Origin of the sequence: Pontibacillus salicampi (assembly GCF_042434395.1) — a bacterium.
GTDB lineage: Bacteria > Bacillota > Bacilli > Bacillales > BH030062 > Pontibacillus > Pontibacillus salicampi.
The window spans coordinates 87,434-107,648 of record NZ_JBHLTP010000024.1; the positions used below are offsets into that span (position 1 = coordinate 87,434).

Genomic DNA, 20,215 nt, shown 5'->3' on the forward strand with positions numbered 1-20,215 from the left:
GCGAATATATATCAGTTAAATTTTTTGACAATTCGAATGATTTTGCTAGTAAGGAGATGTAGTATGAACAACGGTCAAGCACTTATACAAGAACCGATGGCGATATTCGCTTACCTCGTCGCTATTGTCGGAATAGTATTTATGCTATCAACAGTGGATAATAAGGGGCTGCAGAAATTCTTCCGCTATTTACCCCCGTTGATTTGGATGTACTTCCTGCCGATGATATCTACGACAATAGGGATTATCCCACAAAGTTCTGATTTATATAGTTTCTTAAGTACATATATGCTGCCAGCAGGACTTCTGCTTTTAATGATTAGTACGAACGTGCCTGCTACATTCAAATTGGGCGGTAAGGCTGTGCTCGTATTTCTAGCCGGTACCATTGGGGTTGTCATTGGTGGTCCGCTTTCCTTTGCGTTATTCCAAGGTATCCTTCCTGAGGAGGCTTGGCGTGGTGTTGGCGCACTTGCGGGAAGCTGGATAGGTGGGTCTGCCAATATGGGCGCGATGATTGAAGCCTTCAATACACCAGAGGATATTCTAAGCCCGGTTATCCTAACTGATACGTTAGTAGGGATTAGCTGGATGGGTGTCATGATTGCCCTGGCTAACTACCAAGAGCGTTTTAACAAATGGAATGGCGCGGACAACTCTACTATTAAACGAGTAAATGAGGATATTGCTACAGATATTCAACAACATGCGAAGCCTCTTCAGCTTCCGCAGTTATTTGCAATCATTGCCCTTGGGTTTGCTGGGTCTTATCTCATTCGAATATTTGCAGATCAGTCCTTTATTCCAAAGACGGACGTGATGAGCACCTCCACCTGGACGTTCATTATCATTACTGCTGTTGGAATCGCTCTTTCCTTCACAAAGGTTCGTAATCTAGAGTATTATGGCGCCAGTAAAATAGGGTACTTAGGCATTTATTTATTCCTAACAGCTATAGGCTCACAGGCCAACCTAATGGATATCGTTCAGGCACCACAATTTATCCTTATGGGAATGGTGTGGCTTGCTATCCATATAATTTGTATTTTTGCAGCCGCCAGACTGTTGAAAGCACCGCTGTTCTTCGTAGCAGTAGGATCACAGGGTAACATTGGCGGAACAAGCTCTGCGCCAATTGTTGCTTCTGTATTCCAGCCAGCACTTGCTCCTGTTGGTCTCTTAATGGGGATTCTCGGAAATATTGTCGGCACCTATGCTGCATTACTATGCGGCCAACTCGCTCGCATGATTGCAGGCGGTTAATCGTTTAAATGAAAAAAGACTACTCTTCCAAGATAGGAAGGGTAGTCTTTTTTGTTTTCTCATCCACCTGAATCAGCTGTATTTTTATCCTTTGCATCCTATAATGTAAGCTGCGCTCCTATTACTAGAGCCTAGGTTATACTGGGACATTGATTTATACTGATTGGGCAGTGTTCGAGATGATTTCTTGTTCTACTAGCATTCTTCTGGATTCTTCGTCTGCTGGGTGGTAGCCTTTTTCAATTAGTTCTTTAATATGAATTTTGTTATAGATAAATGCAAAAACAATATCAGCAATAATACCGCCTATCCCAAACGTAAAGGAGCCAAGTACAGCTGCTGTTATAAACATGATTGCTGCCCATTTCAAATCTCCGCGGAATAATGCTGGAAAAAAGCCAAATAGAAGCGTTGTCCAGCTAAAGCCACACTTCACACGTTTGGTAATACCGCCATCGTTTGTCAAAGTTACCTTCATCTTGTCACATCCTAGATTGATAGTTAAAAAGGCATCCTATGCCAGGAACCATTTTTACCATGACAATATTACCATTAAAAGCTAATTATGTTAATTTATTTTTTTTATCATTTCATGTAAGCGCTATCTATTATTATGTTATGATATCCTCAAATCTGCTAATCTTCTAACTATTTCCAACTTACAGCATCAAAAGTCAGACTTATCTATCTTTGTAGCATTTCATGCTGGCAGGTCTATTCTATGAGTAAGAGAGGGGTATTAGATGTCGACTTATGGGAATCAGGTGCAGTTCAATGTGTATAGCACGATGCACAATCCAGATCCAGAAAGGCTTCCGAAGGTGTATGAGGAATGGGAAGAGCAGGCTCGTAAGGTATTGGCGGATGGGCCTTATTATTACGTAGCTGGTGGAGCTGGCGGAGAACAGACGATGCGAGATAATGTCTGTGCTTTTAAGGATTGGAAGATCGTACCGAGAATGCTTCGTAATGTGGAAGAGCGGGACATGTCCATAGAGTTATTTGGTAGGAAATACGCGTCTCCTTTATTAGTAGCACCAATTGGGGTCCAATCTATTATTCATCCTGATGGTGATGTTGGAACAGCTAAAGCAGCTGCGTCCCTTCATATTCCATATATTACGAGCTCAGCTTCCTCTCAAACGATGGAGGAGATAGCGGGGAATATCGATGCTTCTCCTAAATGGTTTCAGCTATATTGGAATAGGGATAGAGAGGTTACGAAAAGCTTCGTACGGCGGGCGGAAGCAGCTGGGTACGAAGCGATTGTAGTTACGCTGGATACTCCAATGATGGCTTGGAGAGAAAGGGATTTACAAAATGTGTACCTTCCTTTTCTACAAGGGGAAGGAATCGCTAACTATTTATCCGATCCCGCTTTTCGTAATGCATTGAGTGTGCCGCCTGAGGAGGATCCAAAAGGGGCTATTGCTCATTGGAGTAAAACGTTTGGAAATCCTGGTTTGACGTGGGAGGATATTGCCTTTTTACGAGAATTCACTAATCTGCCTATTCTATTAAAAGGCATTCTTCACCCAGAGGATGCGGCTTTAGCTGTAGAGTATAAAGTGGACGGTATTATTGTTTCCAACCACGGAGGTCGACAGGTGGATGGAGCTATTAGTGCGATAGAGGCTCTTCCTGGTGTATGTGAAGCTGTCCAGGGCAGAATATCTGTGCTAATGGATAGCGGCATCCGCAGAGGATCAGATGTTATTAAGGCGCTTGCTTTAGGAGCAGATGCAGTATTGGTTGGAAGACCGTGTATGTATGGCCTTGCCGTTGCAGGAGAACGAGGTGTATATGAAATATTACAAAATATGCTCGCAGATCTTGATATTACACTGGCATTAACAGGCTGCACCTCTGTTGGAGAGCTACAGGAATCGATGCTACAACAAATCACACCATAAAGGAAAAGCCAGAAAGGAAATGGTCCTTCTGGCTTTTTTCATTCCAGGTAGTTCATAACCTTTTTACTTCTCCCAAGCATTCTTTCCGTCTACAATAAAAGTAATAGAAAGCAATCGGCTTAAGGGGGAAGCTTTGGTGGTACATGTAGTTTGGTTGAAGCGAGATTTAAGGCTCCATGATCATAAACCGCTTGTAGAAGCATTGCGATATGGGGAGCCCATTTTACCTTTGTATGTAGCTGAACCTTCCATTTGGCAGGGAGGTGACTTATCCGAGCGACATTTCCATTTTGTGAAGGAAAGTTTGTCTGATTTACAGCACTCCTATGATGAGCGAGGAGGTAATCTGTTTGTAGCCATAGGCGAAATGGAGGACATGCTGAACATCTTGGAGGATGCTTTCGGAGATTTTACTATACATGTTCACGAAGAATATGGAACAGAGCAAACGAGGAATCGAAACGTACGGGTTTCTCGGTGGATGGAGGAGAAAGGGCTCTCCTTTATTGAATATCCTTCACTCGGAATACAGCAAGATACGAAGAAGTCCTTCAGGCAAAATTGGAGCGCTTATATGAAGGAAGAGCAGCTGCCTGTTCCAGAGAGAATTCACACAGTAGAGGAAGAGGACGTCCCATCCATCCTTTCCTCTAAAGTGGACAAGCTCAATCGATTATCCCCTAGCGGTACACGTATCAAATACGGTCAGCAGGGTGGGGAGTCGTTGGCTTTGGATGATTTACAAACCTTTTTGGAGGAGCGGTGCAGCCGGTATGAGACGGACCTGTCCAATCCTTTAGCTTCGTTTAATACCTGTAGCAGGCTGTCAGCGTACTTAGCGTGGGGGAATATTTCTATGCGACACGTGGTGCAGCGGACAAATGCTGCCATGACTGAGGATGGCAATCATACCAAGCAGCTAAAGGCATTTCGATCTCGTTTGTACTGGCATGGGCAATGTATGAAACAGCTCATGGAATATCCATCCCTTCCGACTAGTTCGGTTCAAAAAGAACTGGATGCTGTACGTAAAGAGTGGGAGGAAGAGACGTTTGAGCGGTGGTGCAAGGGAGAAACAGGAATCCCGATGATTGATGCAGCTATGCGCTCTCTCCTTAAAACGGGCTGGTTAAACGCTCGTTCAAGGGCTATGCTAGTATCTTTTATTTGCAATACGCTGCTCATGGATTGGAGGAGGCCTGCCCATTACCTAGCTCAACAGTTCTTAGATTACGAGCCTGCTATTCATTATAGCGAGATGCAGCGGCTAGCAGGTACGTTTGGGGAAGCAGAAGCGAGAATATATAATCCCATTCAGGAAGGCAAAAAGCATGATCCAGATGGTGCCTTTGTGCGTCGTTACGTACCTGTGTTAAAGGATGTGCCGAATAAATATGTGCATGAGCCTTGGAAATACGATGGTTTCTTTCACCTTCATTATGTAGAACCTGTCGTAGATGTGAAGAATGTAAATAAAGTCGCGAAACAAGTATTAAATAAGATGGATGGAAGGTCAAGAAGAGCCAAAGGAAATCAGCACAAGACAGAGAGGCGAGAGAAAGACGGGACGGAGCAGCTTTCATTTGGTTTATTGGAAGGAAGCGATGAGGAGGAGCAATCATGAAGAAAGAGGACCAGGTAAAGCTTTTTGATAAACAGGCGAAGCGGTACGCAAAGCGCAACTCACAGCATTCCTTTGATAAAACGTTAAGAGAGCAGCTGTTTCAGCATATATCAGGGGATATCTTAGAGGTATCAGTTGGAACAGGAACTAATTTTCCGTACTACCATCAGGCCGACTCCATCACGGCAGTTGATTTTAGTGAACGCATGCTGGAATATGCGAAGCTGGCAGCGGAAGAGAATGACCTGCCGGTGGAGCTCCACTTAGGGGACGTGGAACAAATGGATTTCCCTAGGAATCAATTTGATTGTGTCGTTTCGACGCTTTCTTTGTGCTCCTACCCTAATCCCGAACATGTGCTTAGCCAATTATCGAAATGGTGTAAGGAAGAGGGAAGCATTCTGTTATTAGAGCATGGTATGAGCTCTAATGCCCTGTACCGTTGGCTGCAGAACAGAGTGAATACATTTGTGAAAAAACGAGGGGGCTGCCACATGAATCGAGACATTATCGGGCTAGTAGAGGCAGCGCCTATGACTATTGATGATGCAGAGCATAGGAAGCTTGGTACAGTTCATCTTCTGTGGTGTACACCCAACCATAAGTAAGAGGGGGAGGCCTCTTTTCCCTAAGAGCCTCCCCTCTTACTTATTTACGGGTAGATACAGGGTCTAACTGTTTCTCCTTTACAGGCTTAAGCTTCATCTTCACTCGCATAGGTGTTACATCCATTCTGACGTTAATAGCGGCATAGCTTTCCTCTCCGTTTATTTTGCCCCAATAGCCTTTCGTCTCTTCCGTTTCAGTAAAGGTCACAGAAAATCCTTTTCCCCTTTTGTCACTAGTCAGGTTGAATCCTATGCCAGTTACTTCTTTAGAATCGCTATCTACAAGATCATAGGTGAGTGCTGTTTGAAGGGCATTACTTGCAAATATATCTGTATGAGTTGATGAAGCGGGATAGTAAGGGGATGTAATATATGATTTTTTCTCGTGTATGTCGTAAGTGTTTTCATCATAGTGATAGGTATCACCCGTTTCTAGATAACTAACCCGTACATTTCTCATAGCGAGAGGGAAATCTTTAGATGCTGTAGCATGACGCAGGTCGAAAATGGAGACCCCACTAGTCCCTTTCACCTCTATTGTACGGGACCCATAGTCGACTACCATCGCAGTATCTTCGTCTACTCCATAAGCTTCCTCCACACCAGTTTCTAACGCTCCAACCAGAAGACGGCCGAAACGACCTCGTTCTAAAAAGTGCTGGTCTACCAGTCCTTTTTCAAGAAAGCCTATTCCATCGGTTATAAAAACTCTGTTGTCTTCTGCATTACCATACGTGTCCTTATAGCTAACGCCATCAGAAAGGGCTCCTAGACTGCTTCCTGCTCCAATCATAGAAGAACTCATGATGGCAGCTCCAGCACTAGACCCGCCTAAAGTGGCTCCGTTTCTGTGAATATCTCTGATCGCACTGAGCGCTCGGGTATCTTCTTGATCGTTCGTTCGTAAGGTGGAAGTATAGTTCAATTGATTGCCTCCTACAAACCAAATGGCATCGTAGGAATGAATAGTACTGCTCACTGCTTTTTTAGTGGCGTTATCCTTCCACTTAGATTCATCCTCTTTCGTAGATGGGTCATCGTGAAGGGCAATTGGTATAATCTCCACGTTCTCTTCCTGTACTCCATAGGATAGGAAGTCATTCTTATAGGAAGAAGCGCTTTCTATTGGAGTGGAACTCGCTGTTGGCATAATACCAATTCGCAAGCTGTTTCGAGTCTTATCCCTGTTCTCCTCAGCCGAGGTTAAAAAGGCTTCATATACTTCTTTGTTATCTGGACTTAATGCTCCGCCAACGATGACAAGATGTCCTTTTGGTTGAGATGAAGAAGAATCAGCCGCTCCAGAATCAGGTATCAACGACACAAAGAGCATAACCACCATAACCCCAAAACTGACAGATCCCAATAAAATATTGCGCATGGAAAGCTTCCTATGTTTCATGTGAATCATCTCCTTTTTGTTATTAGCTCTGTTTAAGACCAATGCTGATAATAGATGGTTCCATATTATAAAGAAACAGTGGGAGACTTGGATTCGAGAGAATTTTTATTAGAAAAGACTCGACTTCAAGTCTTCCACATACGAGGACGCTATACAGAAAATATCTAGCATGAACAGAGCCTTCTCTATGAGAAAATCTCAGTAATATATGAATTAAAGAGACTTTCCTCTTTGTCATGCAAAAACAATGCCAATTCTAGAATGCTTAATTATAAGGGTTTCTGGTGAATTAAATGGTAAATAAGGACATAATTGGTTGTTTTAAAGCACCCTTTTCCAATCAATTGTCCTGATACGTTGTTCTTTTACAAGAAGAGCTAAAGGAGCTTGTCGATTCAGTAAGGAAATGTCGCGAAACACCCTCATCTTGTCATGTTAATAGAAGTATTCACTAGTTTTGTAGAAACGATTGATTATTCTGAAAATACCCGTATATTAATAGTTACACGAAATTATTCATTACATTTTCCTGAGGGAGGACAAGTTTCATGAAGATTCAATCTGTTTGGTATTCTATGTTAACGGTATTGTTTTCATTTGTTCCTAATGTTAAGAAGAGCGTTATCCTACTTCATGAGAACATACATAGAGTAGCACTGGATGCTACGGCGGTGGTGACAGGCACTGGAATCAATAGATGGCACGAACCGGAGGTAGAACCGGTCATGGAGCAAGCCTCTATGGAACCATTTCATCCATTCATTGGATTTCTTAATAGATGGAAGATGAGTAAGATTAGAAGTTTAGAACGATGGGGGAAAGAACGGCAAGGATTACGAATGATTGTGATGGGATCGGCGGAAACGGAAAATGCATGGCGGTTCCAAAACAAAGTGGGCTGGTTTGCTAGAGAGGTAGTTCCGAAAGATGCGGTGTTTGAGGCTGGCTGGTATTGGGATACGAGTTAGAGACTATGCACATGACGTATATGAAATAGAGAAAAAAATAGAAATGTCGAGCAAGGATGAAAGGGATAGCTTACCTAAGGAGAGAATCTGTGTGCAGGTGCATGTGGATAGCTCATTTAAATAAAAGAAATAAGTCTATCCCAAAGGGGAGTACGGGTAGTCCGAATGACGATTACGGAAATATTGTCAGTGGAGGGATGCGTATAAGCTCAACCACAGCATTTTATGATAGAAGAAGAGGAGGGGGTAAAACGAACAGAATACCTGAGGTTGGCAGGCCTCGATTACATCATTCGATATTTGCCGATAAGGGTTCTAATTCCTGGTAGAACCCTTATCGACCCTTTTTTACGATGCGCTTATTTCTGATCGGTCTTTTTTAGTTGAAATGGGTTCTTTTTTTGGGTTTTCTTTAAAAGTTTGCGAGCTTCTTTTTTTGTATTCATACCTATACACCGCCTACCATAAAATACGTTTCTATTAGGGTGGACAAAAATATCATTTCCTATACATACTTCTAGTAACTGTTTCATAGAGTCTAGTATAGACCAGGTTAAAGAAGGTGTAGGAATGAGAGAATATAGTAAACATGATATTTTGGGTCAGATGCTTCATATCCCCCGTGTTCATATGCATAGACATAAAAGGAAAGCATTCTATCAAACGATATTGGCTTCTTTGTCTAACAGTATTGATGTAACCGTTGCGGTTCCTTCTTTCGTATATGTAAGAGCACATATTCTGTGTGAGTATATTGAGGAGGAGTATGAGCTCTCGTTCACAGTGAATCAGCTAATCTGGCTTTTGTATAAGGAGTTCACGTCTCAATACTACAAGCGTAAGGATATTTGGAAGCTGTACCAATATATTTCCAATGCAGATTCCTCTCTTATTGAGGTGTACCACTATGGGAAGCTGGTGGATACGCACAAGCATTACCAGCCTCATGAAACCAAAACCATTCATTTAAGAGTGAACAAAAAGGAAGTACGGAACGGTGAAGCGCTGCTTGCTGAAATAGATGCTATTTATCCTAACCACATTATGTTTGAGGATATGATAGGGCAGCTGCTCATTAATTTTATGGAAATGACTACTACTCATTCATCTAGTGATCAGGTACACACACTGGTGAAAAAGGCAAACAAATACCTGTGAAGGATTGGTGAGTTTCATATGATAGATAAATCTACTGCACCTGAAACGGAAGGGAAGCAGGGAAAAAGGCTGGTTCCTTTAGTAAGAATTGGAGTCTACCTTAAGAATCGTATCGAGCTGTTATGCATGTTAGCGGCTTTATGCTTGACGGCCGTTGTTATTTCTCCGGTCATTCAATCCGTTTTATCCTATTTATATGGTGCAAGGATAATGGTTTACGTTATCAGTATCCCAGTTATGCTTATAGCGATGTATTATATACAACAGAAATGGTGTAAGTGGATAGCGGCTTTGGCTCTCCTGTTATGTGTAACAGCATTGTATGGTGATGTTTTTTCCATATTTAGTGCTCTTTCTTTATCCAATTGGGTAGCCTCTGATCAAACGACAACAACTATGATGGCTTGTGCATCTTTAGCATATACTAGCTTTATTGTTTTGTTATATTTTATGTGGAATAAAGTAATAGAAAAGGAATATATCAAAGCTTTACGCAATCATGTTGATCAAAAGATACGAAGAGAAGCTAATCTATAGCCGTTCGTTGGTTAACATAGCATCCTCTTCCTGAGAACCGGTAGCCTCTTTCACAAAGTCTGGATTATCGTATATTATTTTACCAATGTATAAATACCCCGCCATAACCGGTATGGTCAATCCCCAGTTTAACAGCTGCCGTAATACGATCCCCTTATCAAACGCCTCTACACCGTATTGTGAAATGAGCCAGGCCTTAATACTGGCTAAGATGATATTCTGTAACGCAAATGCGACAACAATCCAATTAAAGATAGGAAATAGCCGTTTGTGGAAAAATAATTTTTTATTGGTGCTTCGATCGTATCCCTGTAATTCCGTAAAATCGAGAGCGAAATATAAAGAGATTGGTTTTTTGAACGGTATAGTAAGAAGAAATAAAAGTGCAACAGCGTAAGAATAATAGACGTTATTCCATAGTAACCGTATGGCTGAGCCGGATAACACGTCCACTAATGTTCCGACGATTAGATTGGAAATCATGAATATGCCAAACACATTAACCTTTTTTAGTTCCTTAAATCGATAGATGGTATAAAAAATACCAGGAACAGAAGATAAGAGCATGGCATAGTAATCACCAATCATATCTCGCATTATATGCCAGATTGCGAGAGGAAATGCGACATAGAAAATGAGGTCAAGGACCACAAATTTGTTATTGTTCTTCAAAGTATCTACCACCTTTTTCCTTTACCATCATAGTACGTTCATTATAACGTATAGTTGCTAAAGTGGTGGTTTTTTTTGAACTCTATTTTTTTAGCAATTATTGCGTAGGAAATAATCCTAGGAGTATGAGAGAATATTAGTAGTATCTACGTGAAGGAGGAAGGATTGTTGAAGCAAATTATACAGGCTAACAAGGATCGATACATACAAGAATTGCAGGATTTCCTACGTATTCCGAGTATTTCTGCCATGGGGGAGCATCAAGACGATGTTAGAGCTGCAGCTGAATGGCTCGCAAACGCATTAGAGGGGATAGGCATGGAAAACGTGGAAATAGTGGAAACGAAGCGTCATCCTATTGTCTATGCAGATTGGTTACATGCAGAGGGTCAACCGACTGTGCTTGTATATGGACACTACGATGTGCAGCCGGCAGATCCAGTGGAGCTGTGGGATACTCCTGCTTTTGAGCCCGTAATTCGCAATCACAAGCTGTATGCTCGTGGTGCTACGGATGACAAGGGACAGCTCTTTTTGCATATAAAAGCATTGGAGACGTTAATGGAGCAATACGGCAAGCTTCCAGTGAATGTTAAATTCTGTGTGGAGGGGGAGGAGGAGATAGCCAGTCCTAATCTTCCACCATTTATTGAAGAGCATAAAGAGAAACTAGCAGCAGACGCAGTTCTCATTTCCGATACATCCTTTATTGAGGAAGGACAGCCAGCTATATGCACCTCTTTGCGCGGTGCGTTGGCCATGGAATTATCGGTGGAAACGGCTAATTCTGATCTGCATTCTGGTGTATATGGTGGTGGAGTGCCAAATGCGGTTCATAGTCTTGTAAAGCTATTAGACTCCTTTCATGATGACCAGGGTAAAATAGCAGTAGAAGGGTTTTATGAAGGCGTTCCAGAGCCGACGGAGGCATTGAAGGAAGAAGTCGCCAGCATTCCATTTCGTAAGGAGAAAACGAAGAAAGACCTTGCATTAGAGGAATACTTTGGAGAAGAAGGGTTTACCTTCCAGGAACGGACTGGTATCCGGCCAACGCTTGAAATAAATGGAGTCACAGGTGGCTTTCAGGGAGAGGGTATTAAAACTATTGTTCCTTCAAAGGCCAGCGCCAAAATCAGCTGCCGCTTAGTTGGAGAGCAAAATCCACAGAAAATATTTGAAGACATTAACCGACACATAGAGGCATACAAACCTGTGGGCGCCCGACTTTCGTTGCAGCAATCGGTGACAGCCAACCCTGTCACCCTTGATTCCAGTAATACTATGATACAAAAAGCAGCAGATGCATATGAGAAGGTGTATGGTGTTCGTCCGCTGTATCCAAAGGAAGGTGGATCGATTCCCATTGTCGAGGTCTTCTCGCGTGTATTACAATCACCTGTCGTATTAATGGGCTTTGGGCTGCCATCAGAGAACCTGCACGCACCGAATGAGCATTTCCACTTAGATAATTACTTGAACGGGATGGAAACGGTAGGAGAGTATTTGCTGTCATTGAACAAAGAATCATAGCTCTCCTATCAGCCTGCAGAAAACTGCTGTTTTTCTGCAGGCTTTTTTCATACCAAGAAAAATACTATCTTATCATTAAAGTCATATATTGCTTACTCTAGTAAAGAAGAAATATGGATAATTGGTGAACAAAACCCTTCTCAATGTGGTAGAAAGGACCCCCTTAAACAACACTCCTCTCCAAAACATTCTCATATATGAGTATATTCGACAAAATACCCTATAATTTTTCAGAAATTTGCGAAGAAAATAAATTGTTCATTGCTGTAAGGTTTTTTATAATGAAAGTATCTAGTAGTTTTTGTACAAAATTTGATACAAAGTAAGGAGTTGTCCATGTGGTAGTTAATACAGCATTTGAACATGATGTGTATTTGTTTCATCAAGGAAATCTTCGCTACAGCTATAAGATGCTAGGTGCCCACCCTGCATCAGAGGACGGGGTAGAGGGTGTCCGATTTGCAGTTTGGGCTCCTAATGCCGTGCAGGTAAGTGTTGTCGGTGACTTTAATCAATGGGACGGAAGAGAGCACCCTATGACAAAGCTGAACGACAACGGTATCTGGTACACATTCATACCAAATCTGGAAAAAGGTACGATGTATAAGTACGAAATCCTGACCAAACATGGTCATCTGTCTTTGAAAGCAGATCCTTACGCTTTCTCTAATGAATTGCGTCCTAACACAGCTTCTGTTGTGTATCCTCTTGAGCAATATGAGTGGAGTGACGACGAATGGATGAAGCAAAGGGAATCTACTAATGTATATGAATCTCCCATGTCTATCTATGAATTGCATCTAGGTTCTTGGAAATTCATCGAGGAGGAAGTGTTTTATACATATAGAGAATATGCAGATATGGTTATTCCATATGTTAAAGACTTAGGATATACCCATATTGAGCTTCTCCCGTTAACAGAGCATCCATTTGATCGCTCCTGGGGCTATCAGGCGACAGGATACTACGGTGTCACGTCCAGATATGGCACACCGGATGATTTCCGTTATTTTGTAGACAAATGTCACAATTATGGAATCGGTGTCATATTAGATTGGGTACCTGGTCATTTCTGTAAGGATCAGCATGGGTTAAGACGATTCGATGGAGAACCATTGTACGAATATGACAATCCAGCCAAAGCAGAGAAAACACAGTGGGGAACCTTAACGTTTGATTTTGGCAGGAATGAAGTACAAAGCTTTTTGATTTCTAACGCTATATATTGGTTGAAGGAATATCACTTAGATGGCTTACGAGTAGATGCCGTTGCCAGCATGATTTACCTCGACTTCGGGAAAGAAGGCGGCGATTGGGAACCGAATCAATATGGAGGCCGAGAGAATTTAGAGGCAGTAGATTTTATCAAAAAGATGAATGAGGCTATTTTTGAAGAGTGTCCTAATGTATTAATGATGGCTGAAGAGTCCACTTCCTGGCCACTAGTAAGCGCCCCTACTTATATTGGCGGTCTGGGATTTAACTATAAATGGAACATGGGTTGGATGAATGACATGTTGAAATACATGGAGATGGATCCAATTCACCGCAAATATCACCACAATCTTATTACCTTTTCCATGTTTTACGCTTTTTCAGAAAATTTTGTTCTGCCGATATCCCATGATGAAGTAGTACATGGGAAGAAGTCATTACTTAATAAAATGCCAGGCGATTATTGGCAGAAGTTTGCTAACCTTAGAGCATTCCTTGCATTCATGTTCGCTCACCCCGGTAAGAAATTATTGTTCATGGGCTCTGAGTTTGGTCAATTTGACGAATGGAAGGACCTGGAGGATTTGGATTGGGAGCTGTTGGAGTATGACTCTCACGCTTCTACGCTGAATTATGTAAGACAGCTGCATCAGTTTTATAGAGACATGCCTTCCCTTTGGGAGATGGATCACGAGCATGAGGGATTTGAATGGATCGATCCACATAATTACGAGCAGAGCATAGTATCCTTTGTACGTAATAGTAAATCATTTACAGACCAATTAGTTATTGTCTGTAATTTCACCCCGGAGGTGTATCACAACTATAAAGTGGGTGTTCCCATGGATGGAACCTATGAGGAAATATTCTCGAGTGATTCCGAGCATTTTGGTGGCTCAGGCCAAAGGAATGGAGCTCCGATGACTACCATTCCTGAACCTTGGCAAGGTAGAGATCAACATATCCAGATGACCATCCCACCTTTAGCCGTGAGTTTCTTAAAACGAACTTCTTCATCATCATAAAGGAGGAAAATGGATGTTACAAAAAGAATGTGTTGCAATGCTTTTAGCGGGTGGACAAGGCACAAGGTTGAAATCTCTGACCAAGAAAATTGCCAAGCCGGCAGTTTATTTTGGCGGGAAGTATCGAATTATTGATTTTCCCTTGAGTAATTGTACAAATTCAGGAATAGATACAGTAGGGGTGCTGACCCAATATGAACCGTTAATTTTAAACGATTATATTGGAATAGGGTCACCGTGGGATCTGGATAGAAAATATGGCGGTGTATCGGTACTTCCCCCATTTATGCAGTCAGATGGAGGGGACTGGTATTCTGGAACGGCGAATGCTATATACCGAAACCTGCAATTTCTTGATCAGTATAACCCAGAGCATGTACTGGTTTTGTCCGGAGATCACATATACAAAATGGACTATGAGGAAATGCTTGATTACCATAAAGAAGCTAACGCAGACGTAACTATCTCTGTCATTGAAGTACCGTGGCATGAAGCGAGTCGATTCGGTATTATGAATACAGATGACAGTGGGAAGATTATTGATTTTGAAGAAAAGCCGGCCTATCCTTCTAGCAATCTTGCATCCATGGGAGTTTACATTTTTAAATGGGACTTACTGAAGCAATATTTACTGGAAGACAACGAAAATTCTCAATCCTCCCATGATTTTGGGAAAGATATTATCCCGAAATTTTTGAATAATAAGAAAAATCTCATGGCTTATACATTTGCAGGGTACTGGAAGGATGTTGGAACGGTGGATAGTTTATGGGAAGCTAACATGGACTTATTGAGTGAATCCCCAGAGTTAAATTTGAATGACTACTCCTGGCAAATTTATTCGAAAAACCCAAATCAGCCAGCTCAATATATTTCCCCAAGAGCATCTGTCCGGAATGCGTTGATTAATGAAGGGTGCAGAATATACGGAACCATTGATACTTCCGTCGTCTTTTATGGCGTTACGGTAGAAGAAGGTTCAATAGTGAAAGATTCTGTCATCATGCCGAATGTGAAAATCGGTAAGAACGTACAAATCTACCGTTCGCTCATAGCAGAAGGCAGTGTAATAGAAGATAACGCCGTCATCGGGAATCCTGCTTCAGAAAGTGATATTACCCTTCACGCTGAGGAAGGAAGCTTTATGGCGGAGAGTTATGCTATATCTAATTAACAGGGAGGACACTATGGATCGTATTGCTGGCATTATAAACTTAGATCATGAACAGGATTTATTAGACGAACTAACCTATTTTCGTTGTGGAGCAGCAGTTCCATTTGCGGGAAGATATCGGATGATAGATTTCGCGATATCCAATATGACTAATTCGAGAATAGAATCCATTGCTGTTTTCGCTCGTCGCAAGTATCGCTCCTTGCTCGATCATCTAGAGCAAGGAAAAGCATGGGATCTTGATCGAAAGCGAGGCGGGCTGTTTGTATTACCTCCAGATTGGAATGACCCAACAGATATTTCAAGAGGAGACCTACAGCATTTCCACAATAATATGGATTTTATTAATCGCGCCTATGCCGATTATATTTTAGTAAGCGGGTCCCAGCATGTATGTAACATTAACTTCCAGGAGGTGCTTGAAGAGCATAAAGCCTCTGGAGCAAACGTAACGGTTATTTATAAAAAGGTAAACGAGCTGCTGCCGGAGCATGCTTTGGCTCAGAAGCTCACTATTGATGAAGACAATCGGGTGTCGGATATACACAATGACCATAAAAGTAAAGACGTCTTTATGGATATGTATATACTGCACAAACAATATTTACTGGAATTGATTGAAGACGGGATTGCTCATGGCTGCTCTCACCTTTTTGCCGAGGGAATTAAGGCCAAGCTGCCAGACGTGCATATGCATGCTTATGAATATAAAGGAGTTCATGCACTTGTGAACTCTGTGGAGAGTTACTTCCGTAATAGCAGAGCATTGTTGGATCCAGAGAAGCATGATGATTTGTTTAAGGAAGATTTTCCGATTTATACAAAGGTGAAAAACGAAGCTCCGTCGAAGTATTTACAAGATTCCAATGTAAAAAATACGTTAGTTGCTAATGGATGTATCATTCAAGGTGATGTAGAGGATAGCATTCTTTTCCGAGGTGTGAAGATAGGGAAAGGGGCCGTTATTAAAAATTCCATTATTATGCAGCGCTGTGAGATAGCCGATCATGCGGTGCTCGACAACGTCATCATTGATAAGGATTGTCGTATTTCAGAAGGACGTACCTTAATTGGAGCGCCGGAAAAGCCGTTTGTGCTGGCTAAACGAAAAACAATGTAAGACTTGTATAAGGGCTGTCAGACCAAGCATATCGGCAGCCCTTTTTCATTCATATAACATTTCTTTTAAAGGAGTGGAGAAAGTGAAAGTACTAATGATAGGTTCAGAATGTACGCCCTTTATTAAAACTGGTGGTCTAGCAGATGTTCTTGGTTCGCTGCCTGCTGAGCTAAGAGATCAAGGGGTAGAGGTACGAGTGGTATTGCCAAAATACGAGAATATGAGTGATGAATGGAAAGACCAATTGACGCTATTACATATACTGAATGTGCAGATGGGATGGCGCAATCAGTACGCAGGAATAGAGTATATAGAGCATGATGGGATTACATTTTATTTCGTAGATAACGAGTATTACTTCAAACGCTCTAATCTGTATGGATTCGGTGATGAAGCAGAGCGCTTTGTCTTTTTTAATCGGGCTGTAATGAATTTGGTGAATGAAATGGAATGGATTCCAAATGTGCTGCACTGTCATGATTGGCAGGCTGGTTTGATTCCTGTATTTCTGCATACGCATTATGCAGACAATCCTAAGTTTTCCCATATGAAGACGATATTCACCATTCACAATTTAAAATACCAAGGAATTTATCCGCAATCCGTATTACATGACTTAATGGACCTCGATGAGGGTATAATGACTGAAGACGGACTGGAGTTCTTCGGCAACATTAATTTCATGAAGGGTGCTTTGAATTACGCTGATTACATCACGACTGTAAGTGAGACATATGCTAAAGAGATTCAAACACCGTATTATGGAGAGAATTTAGATGGGGTTTTGCGTAAAAGAGATCAGGATCTGACTGGAATCGTGAACGGCATTAATGTGAAAGACTATAACCCTTTAAAAGATGCGGCCTTGGCCTATCCTTACCGCAGCTCGCTTACGAAGAAAGCACAAAATAAAATGTGGCTGCAAGAGAGGCTGGGATTGCCTGTACAGAAGGATGTACCGATGATTGGAATTGTTTCCCGTTTAGTGGAGCAAAAAGGGTTTGACCTTATTGGTAGAATTCTAGATGATCTATTGTACAACGATGATGTTCAGGTAGTCGTACTCGGTACGGGAGAATACCATTATGAGCAAATGCTGCTCTGGTCTCAGGATCGAAATCCGACAAAAATGTCTACTAATATTACGTTCTCTGATGATTTATCCAGACAGATTTATGCAGCTAGTGACATGTTCCTCATGCCCTCCAGATTTGAGCCATGTGGAATAGGACAACTATTAGCCTTACGCTATTTAGCTGTACCTATCGTAAGGGAAACTGGCGGTTTAGTAGATACCGTAAAGCCCTACGATGAAATAACAGAAGAGGGCAATGGGTTTACGTTTGATCATTACAATGCGCATGACATGTTATATACCATAAGAAGAGCAATTGATATGTACCATGACACCCCTTCATGGAAGCAGTTAGTGAAGAACATAATCCAGAGTCAATTCTCATGGGAGCATTCCGCTATACAATATAAAGAATTGTATGAAGCAGTTCAACAAGAGACTGTACTGAAGTAGTGGAGTGTGGATTGGAGGCTATGGAATGTTCAGCGATAAGAAGGAATTTAAGCAAGCATTTTCTAGGAAACTACGAACTGAACTAGGCAAGGAAGTCCATGTAGCTACGGATTTGGATGCATACCGATCCCTTTCGTCGCTGGTACAAGACGAAATCTTGGAGTCATGGAAGGAGAACTACGAGCAGAAGCATGCTCAAGCTCCTAAACAAATGTACTATTTTTCAATGGAATTTCTAATGGGACGTCTACTAGGTAATAACCTATTAAATATGCAGGTGCTAGAGATGGTAGAGGAAGGTCTGAACGAATTAGGCTTCTCGCTATCTAAAATAGAAGATAACGAAACAGATGCAGGGTTAGGAAATGGTGGATTAGGCCGACTCGCTGCTTGTTTTCTTGATTCTCTCGCTTCCCTTGGGATGGCTGGACATGGTATGGGGCTTCGGTATAGGTATGGTATGTTTGACCAGAGGATTGTAAAGGGTCATCAAGTAGAAGTGCCGGATTTATGGCTTAATCATGGCTTCGCATGGGAAGTAAGAAGACCGGAAGAAGCGATTGAAGTAACCTTTGGAGGGTATGTGAATTCTAAGAAAGGGAAGGATGGTAATCTTCATTTCTCTCATCAGGGCTATGAAACACTGCGAGCGGTCCCTTACGACGTACCGGTAGTCGGGTACGAAGGGGAAACCATCAATACACTGAGGCTTTGGTCTGCTGAACCGAGTGAACAGGACATCCTTCATCTTGCAGCTAAATACGATGACTATCATAATATGCTCCACCATCAACGAAAACTGGAGTCTATTTCTGATTTCCTTTATCCTGATGACTCCACTGAGGAAGGAAAGCAGCTACGGTTAAAGCAAGAGTATTTTCTTGTATCCGCAGGAGTTCAGCATGCGGTTAGACAATTTGAGCAACAAGACCTGCCTTATCAAGAGCTTCCGAAGAAATTTGCCTTCCACATCAACGATACACATCCTGCCCTTGTAATACCAGAATTAATGCGCATTTTATTAGATGAAAAGCAATTAGGCTGGAAGGAAGCGTGGGATATTACCACTGCTGCAGTCTCTTATACCAACCATACTACTCTTAGTGAAGCACTGGAAACGTGGCCAGTTGATATGGTCCGTAATTTAATGCCCCGGATATGTATGATTATTGAAGAAATCAATGAACGCTTTTGTAAATCCTTGTGGAAATCCTATCCTGAGGACTTTGAGCGTATTGCCCATCTAGCTATTGTAGCGGATGGACAGGTAAAAATGGCCCACTTGTCTGTAGTAGGAAGCCACAGTGTGAATGGAGTTGCTAACCTTCACACAGAAATATTAAAGAAGCGCGAAATGAAGGTTTTCTATGAAACCTTTCCTGAGAAGTTTAACAATAAGACAAACGGCATTACCCACCGCAGATGGCTAATGCATGCTAATAAGCCATTATCCCATATTATATCGGAGGCCATCGGTAGTGGATGGAAGGAGAACCCTGCTGAGCTGAAGCAATTAATGCAGTTCCGGGATGACAGTGTAATGCTTGATAGCATTCATCGCGTCAAACAGCAAAACAAGGAACATTTTTCTGATTGGCTATATAAAGACTGCGGTATTCTAGTAGATCCTGAATCACTGTTTGATGTCCACATTAAGCGCCTGCACGGCTATAAACGGCAATTGTTAAATGCTCTGCATATCTTACATTTATACAATGAAATTAAATCTAATCGGGATTTTGATTTAACACCTAGAACGTTTTTCTTTGGAGCAAAGGCAGCACCGGGGTATTATTTTGCAAAGAAGGTAATCAAGCTTATTAATACGATTGCTGATGTAGTGAATCATGATCCAGATGTTCAGGATAAGCTGAAGGTCGTTTTCCTCGAGAATTACTCCGTATCCTTGGCGGAGAAGATTATTCCTGCAGCCAATATTAGTGAACAAATCTCTACTGCTAGTAAGGAAGCATCCGGTACGGGCAACATGAAGCTCATGATGAATGGTGCTGTCACGGTTGGAACGATGGATGGAGCGAACATCGAGATTTATGAGCAGGTAGGCGAAGAGAATATTTATACCTTTGGACTGCGTCCGGAGGAAGTATTGAAAATATATCAGGATGGAGGATACCTATCCAAAGACGTGTACGAGCAAGAGGAACGTGTACGTAAGGCGGTCGATCAGCTGGTGCATTACAGCCCAATAACGAAAGGTGATAAAGAGTTTAGGGATATTTATGATGCACTTCTGCTCCATAATGATGAGTATTTCGTGTTAAAGGATATGCCTGATTACATCCGAGCTCAGCAGAAAATAAGTGAAGATTATCAACAAACAAGACAGTGGAGTCAGAAGAGTTTAGCCAATATTGCCCAATCAGGCTTGTTTTCTAGTGATCGTACTATTAAGGAATATGCTGATGATATATGGGGACTCGCATCCCTTAAAACGTTAACCTAAATAAAGGAGGGGTC

At 41.8% G+C, this 20,215-nt stretch carries 16 protein-coding genes; 13 read left to right on the plus strand and 3 right to left on the minus strand.

Annotated elements, in window-relative coordinates:
* The first annotated feature begins 63 nt into the window (after positions 1–63).
* Complete coding sequence (locus ACFFGV_RS20575; protein WP_377351850.1) at positions 64–1,263, plus strand: DUF819 family protein; 1,200 nt, start codon at positions 64–66, stop codon at positions 1,261–1,263.
* 154 nt (positions 1,264–1,417) lie between these two features.
* Here ACFFGV_RS20575 and ACFFGV_RS20580 read toward each other — a convergent pair whose 3' ends face one another.
* Entirely contained in the window at positions 1,418–1,741 is a 324-nt protein-coding gene (locus ACFFGV_RS20580) for a DUF2628 domain-containing protein (RefSeq protein WP_377351851.1), read from the minus strand.
* A gap of 265 nt (positions 1,742–2,006) precedes the next feature.
* Between ACFFGV_RS20580 and ACFFGV_RS20585 the strand changes: the two genes are divergently transcribed.
* The 3 genes from ACFFGV_RS20585 (at position 2,007) to ACFFGV_RS20595 (ending at position 5,408) form a co-directional block, all read left to right on the plus strand.
* Complete coding sequence (locus tag ACFFGV_RS20585; protein WP_377351852.1) at positions 2,007–3,176, plus strand: lactate 2-monooxygenase; 1,170 nt, start codon at positions 2,007–2,009, stop codon at positions 3,174–3,176.
* A gap of 136 nt (positions 3,177–3,312) precedes the next feature.
* Positions 3,313–4,800: an FAD-binding domain-containing protein gene (locus ACFFGV_RS20590; RefSeq protein WP_377351853.1), complete on the plus strand. Its 1,488-nt coding sequence runs from the start codon at positions 3,313–3,315 to the stop codon at positions 4,798–4,800.
* Complete coding sequence (locus tag ACFFGV_RS20595; protein WP_377351854.1) at positions 4,797–5,408, plus strand: class I SAM-dependent methyltransferase; 612 nt, start codon at positions 4,797–4,799, stop codon at positions 5,406–5,408. Before ACFFGV_RS20590 ends, ACFFGV_RS20595 begins: the two co-directional genes overlap by 4 nt.
* A gap of 40 nt (positions 5,409–5,448) precedes the next feature.
* Here ACFFGV_RS20595 and ACFFGV_RS20600 read toward each other — a convergent pair whose 3' ends face one another.
* The gene (locus tag ACFFGV_RS20600) at positions 5,449–6,810 is read right to left on the minus strand and encodes a cyanophycinase (protein ID WP_377351855.1); all 1,362 of its coding nucleotides are present in this window, start codon (positions 6,808–6,810) and stop codon (positions 5,449–5,451) included.
* 548 nt (positions 6,811–7,358) lie between these two features.
* Here ACFFGV_RS20600 and ACFFGV_RS20605 point away from each other — a divergent pair.
* From ACFFGV_RS20605 to ACFFGV_RS20615, 3 genes are all read left to right on the plus strand, one after another.
* A complete protein-coding gene (locus ACFFGV_RS20605; RefSeq protein ID WP_377351856.1) occupies positions 7,359–7,778 on the plus strand; it encodes a hypothetical protein in 420 nt (139 codons plus the stop codon).
* Positions 7,779–8,348: 570 nt separating this feature from the next.
* Positions 8,349–8,936, plus strand: a complete 588-nt coding sequence (locus ACFFGV_RS20610; protein ID WP_377351857.1) for a hypothetical protein — start codon at positions 8,349–8,351, stop codon at positions 8,934–8,936.
* Between the two features lie 18 nt (positions 8,937–8,954).
* Positions 8,955–9,473 carry a hypothetical protein gene (locus ACFFGV_RS20615; protein WP_377351858.1) on the plus strand — a complete coding sequence of 173 codons (519 nt, stop codon included), beginning with the start codon at positions 8,955–8,957 and terminating at the stop codon, positions 9,471–9,473.
* Here ACFFGV_RS20615 and ACFFGV_RS20620 read toward each other — a convergent pair.
* Positions 9,468–10,145 (minus strand): VC0807 family protein, encoded by a 678-nt coding sequence (locus ACFFGV_RS20620; protein ID WP_377351859.1) that lies wholly within the window; start codon positions 10,143–10,145, stop codon positions 9,468–9,470. The two genes, ACFFGV_RS20615 and ACFFGV_RS20620, sit on opposite strands and share 6 nt — an antisense overlap.
* Before the next feature lie 168 nt (positions 10,146–10,313).
* Here ACFFGV_RS20620 and ACFFGV_RS20625 point away from each other — a divergent pair, with 168 nt between their 5' ends.
* From ACFFGV_RS20625 to ACFFGV_RS20650, 6 genes are all read left to right on the plus strand, one after another.
* Positions 10,314–11,675 carry a dipeptidase gene (locus ACFFGV_RS20625; RefSeq protein ID WP_377351860.1) on the plus strand — a complete coding sequence of 454 codons (1,362 nt, stop codon included), beginning with the start codon at positions 10,314–10,316 and terminating at the stop codon, positions 11,673–11,675.
* 338 nt (positions 11,676–12,013) lie between these two features.
* Complete coding sequence (gene glgB, locus ACFFGV_RS20630; RefSeq protein ID WP_377351861.1) at positions 12,014–13,915, plus strand: 1,4-alpha-glucan branching protein GlgB; 1,902 nt, start codon at positions 12,014–12,016, stop codon at positions 13,913–13,915.
* Between the two features lie 13 nt (positions 13,916–13,928).
* Entirely contained in the window at positions 13,929–15,089 is a 1,161-nt protein-coding gene (locus ACFFGV_RS20635) for a glucose-1-phosphate adenylyltransferase (RefSeq protein ID WP_377351862.1), read from the plus strand.
* Positions 15,090–15,102: 13 nt separating this feature from the next.
* Positions 15,103–16,209, plus strand: coding sequence for a glucose-1-phosphate adenylyltransferase subunit GlgD (gene glgD, locus ACFFGV_RS20640; protein WP_377351863.1), 1,107 nt, complete (start codon positions 15,103–15,105; stop codon positions 16,207–16,209).
* An 82-nt stretch (positions 16,210–16,291) separates the two neighbouring features.
* Complete coding sequence (gene glgA / locus ACFFGV_RS20645) at positions 16,292–17,737, plus strand: glycogen synthase GlgA (RefSeq protein WP_377351864.1); 1,446 nt, start codon at positions 16,292–16,294, stop codon at positions 17,735–17,737.
* 25 nt (positions 17,738–17,762) lie between these two features.
* On the plus strand, positions 17,763–20,201 hold the full coding sequence (locus tag ACFFGV_RS20650; RefSeq protein ID WP_377351865.1) for a glycogen/starch/alpha-glucan phosphorylase: 2,439 nt from the start codon (positions 17,763–17,765) through the stop codon (positions 20,199–20,201).
* Positions 20,202–20,215: the final 14 nt, after the last annotated feature.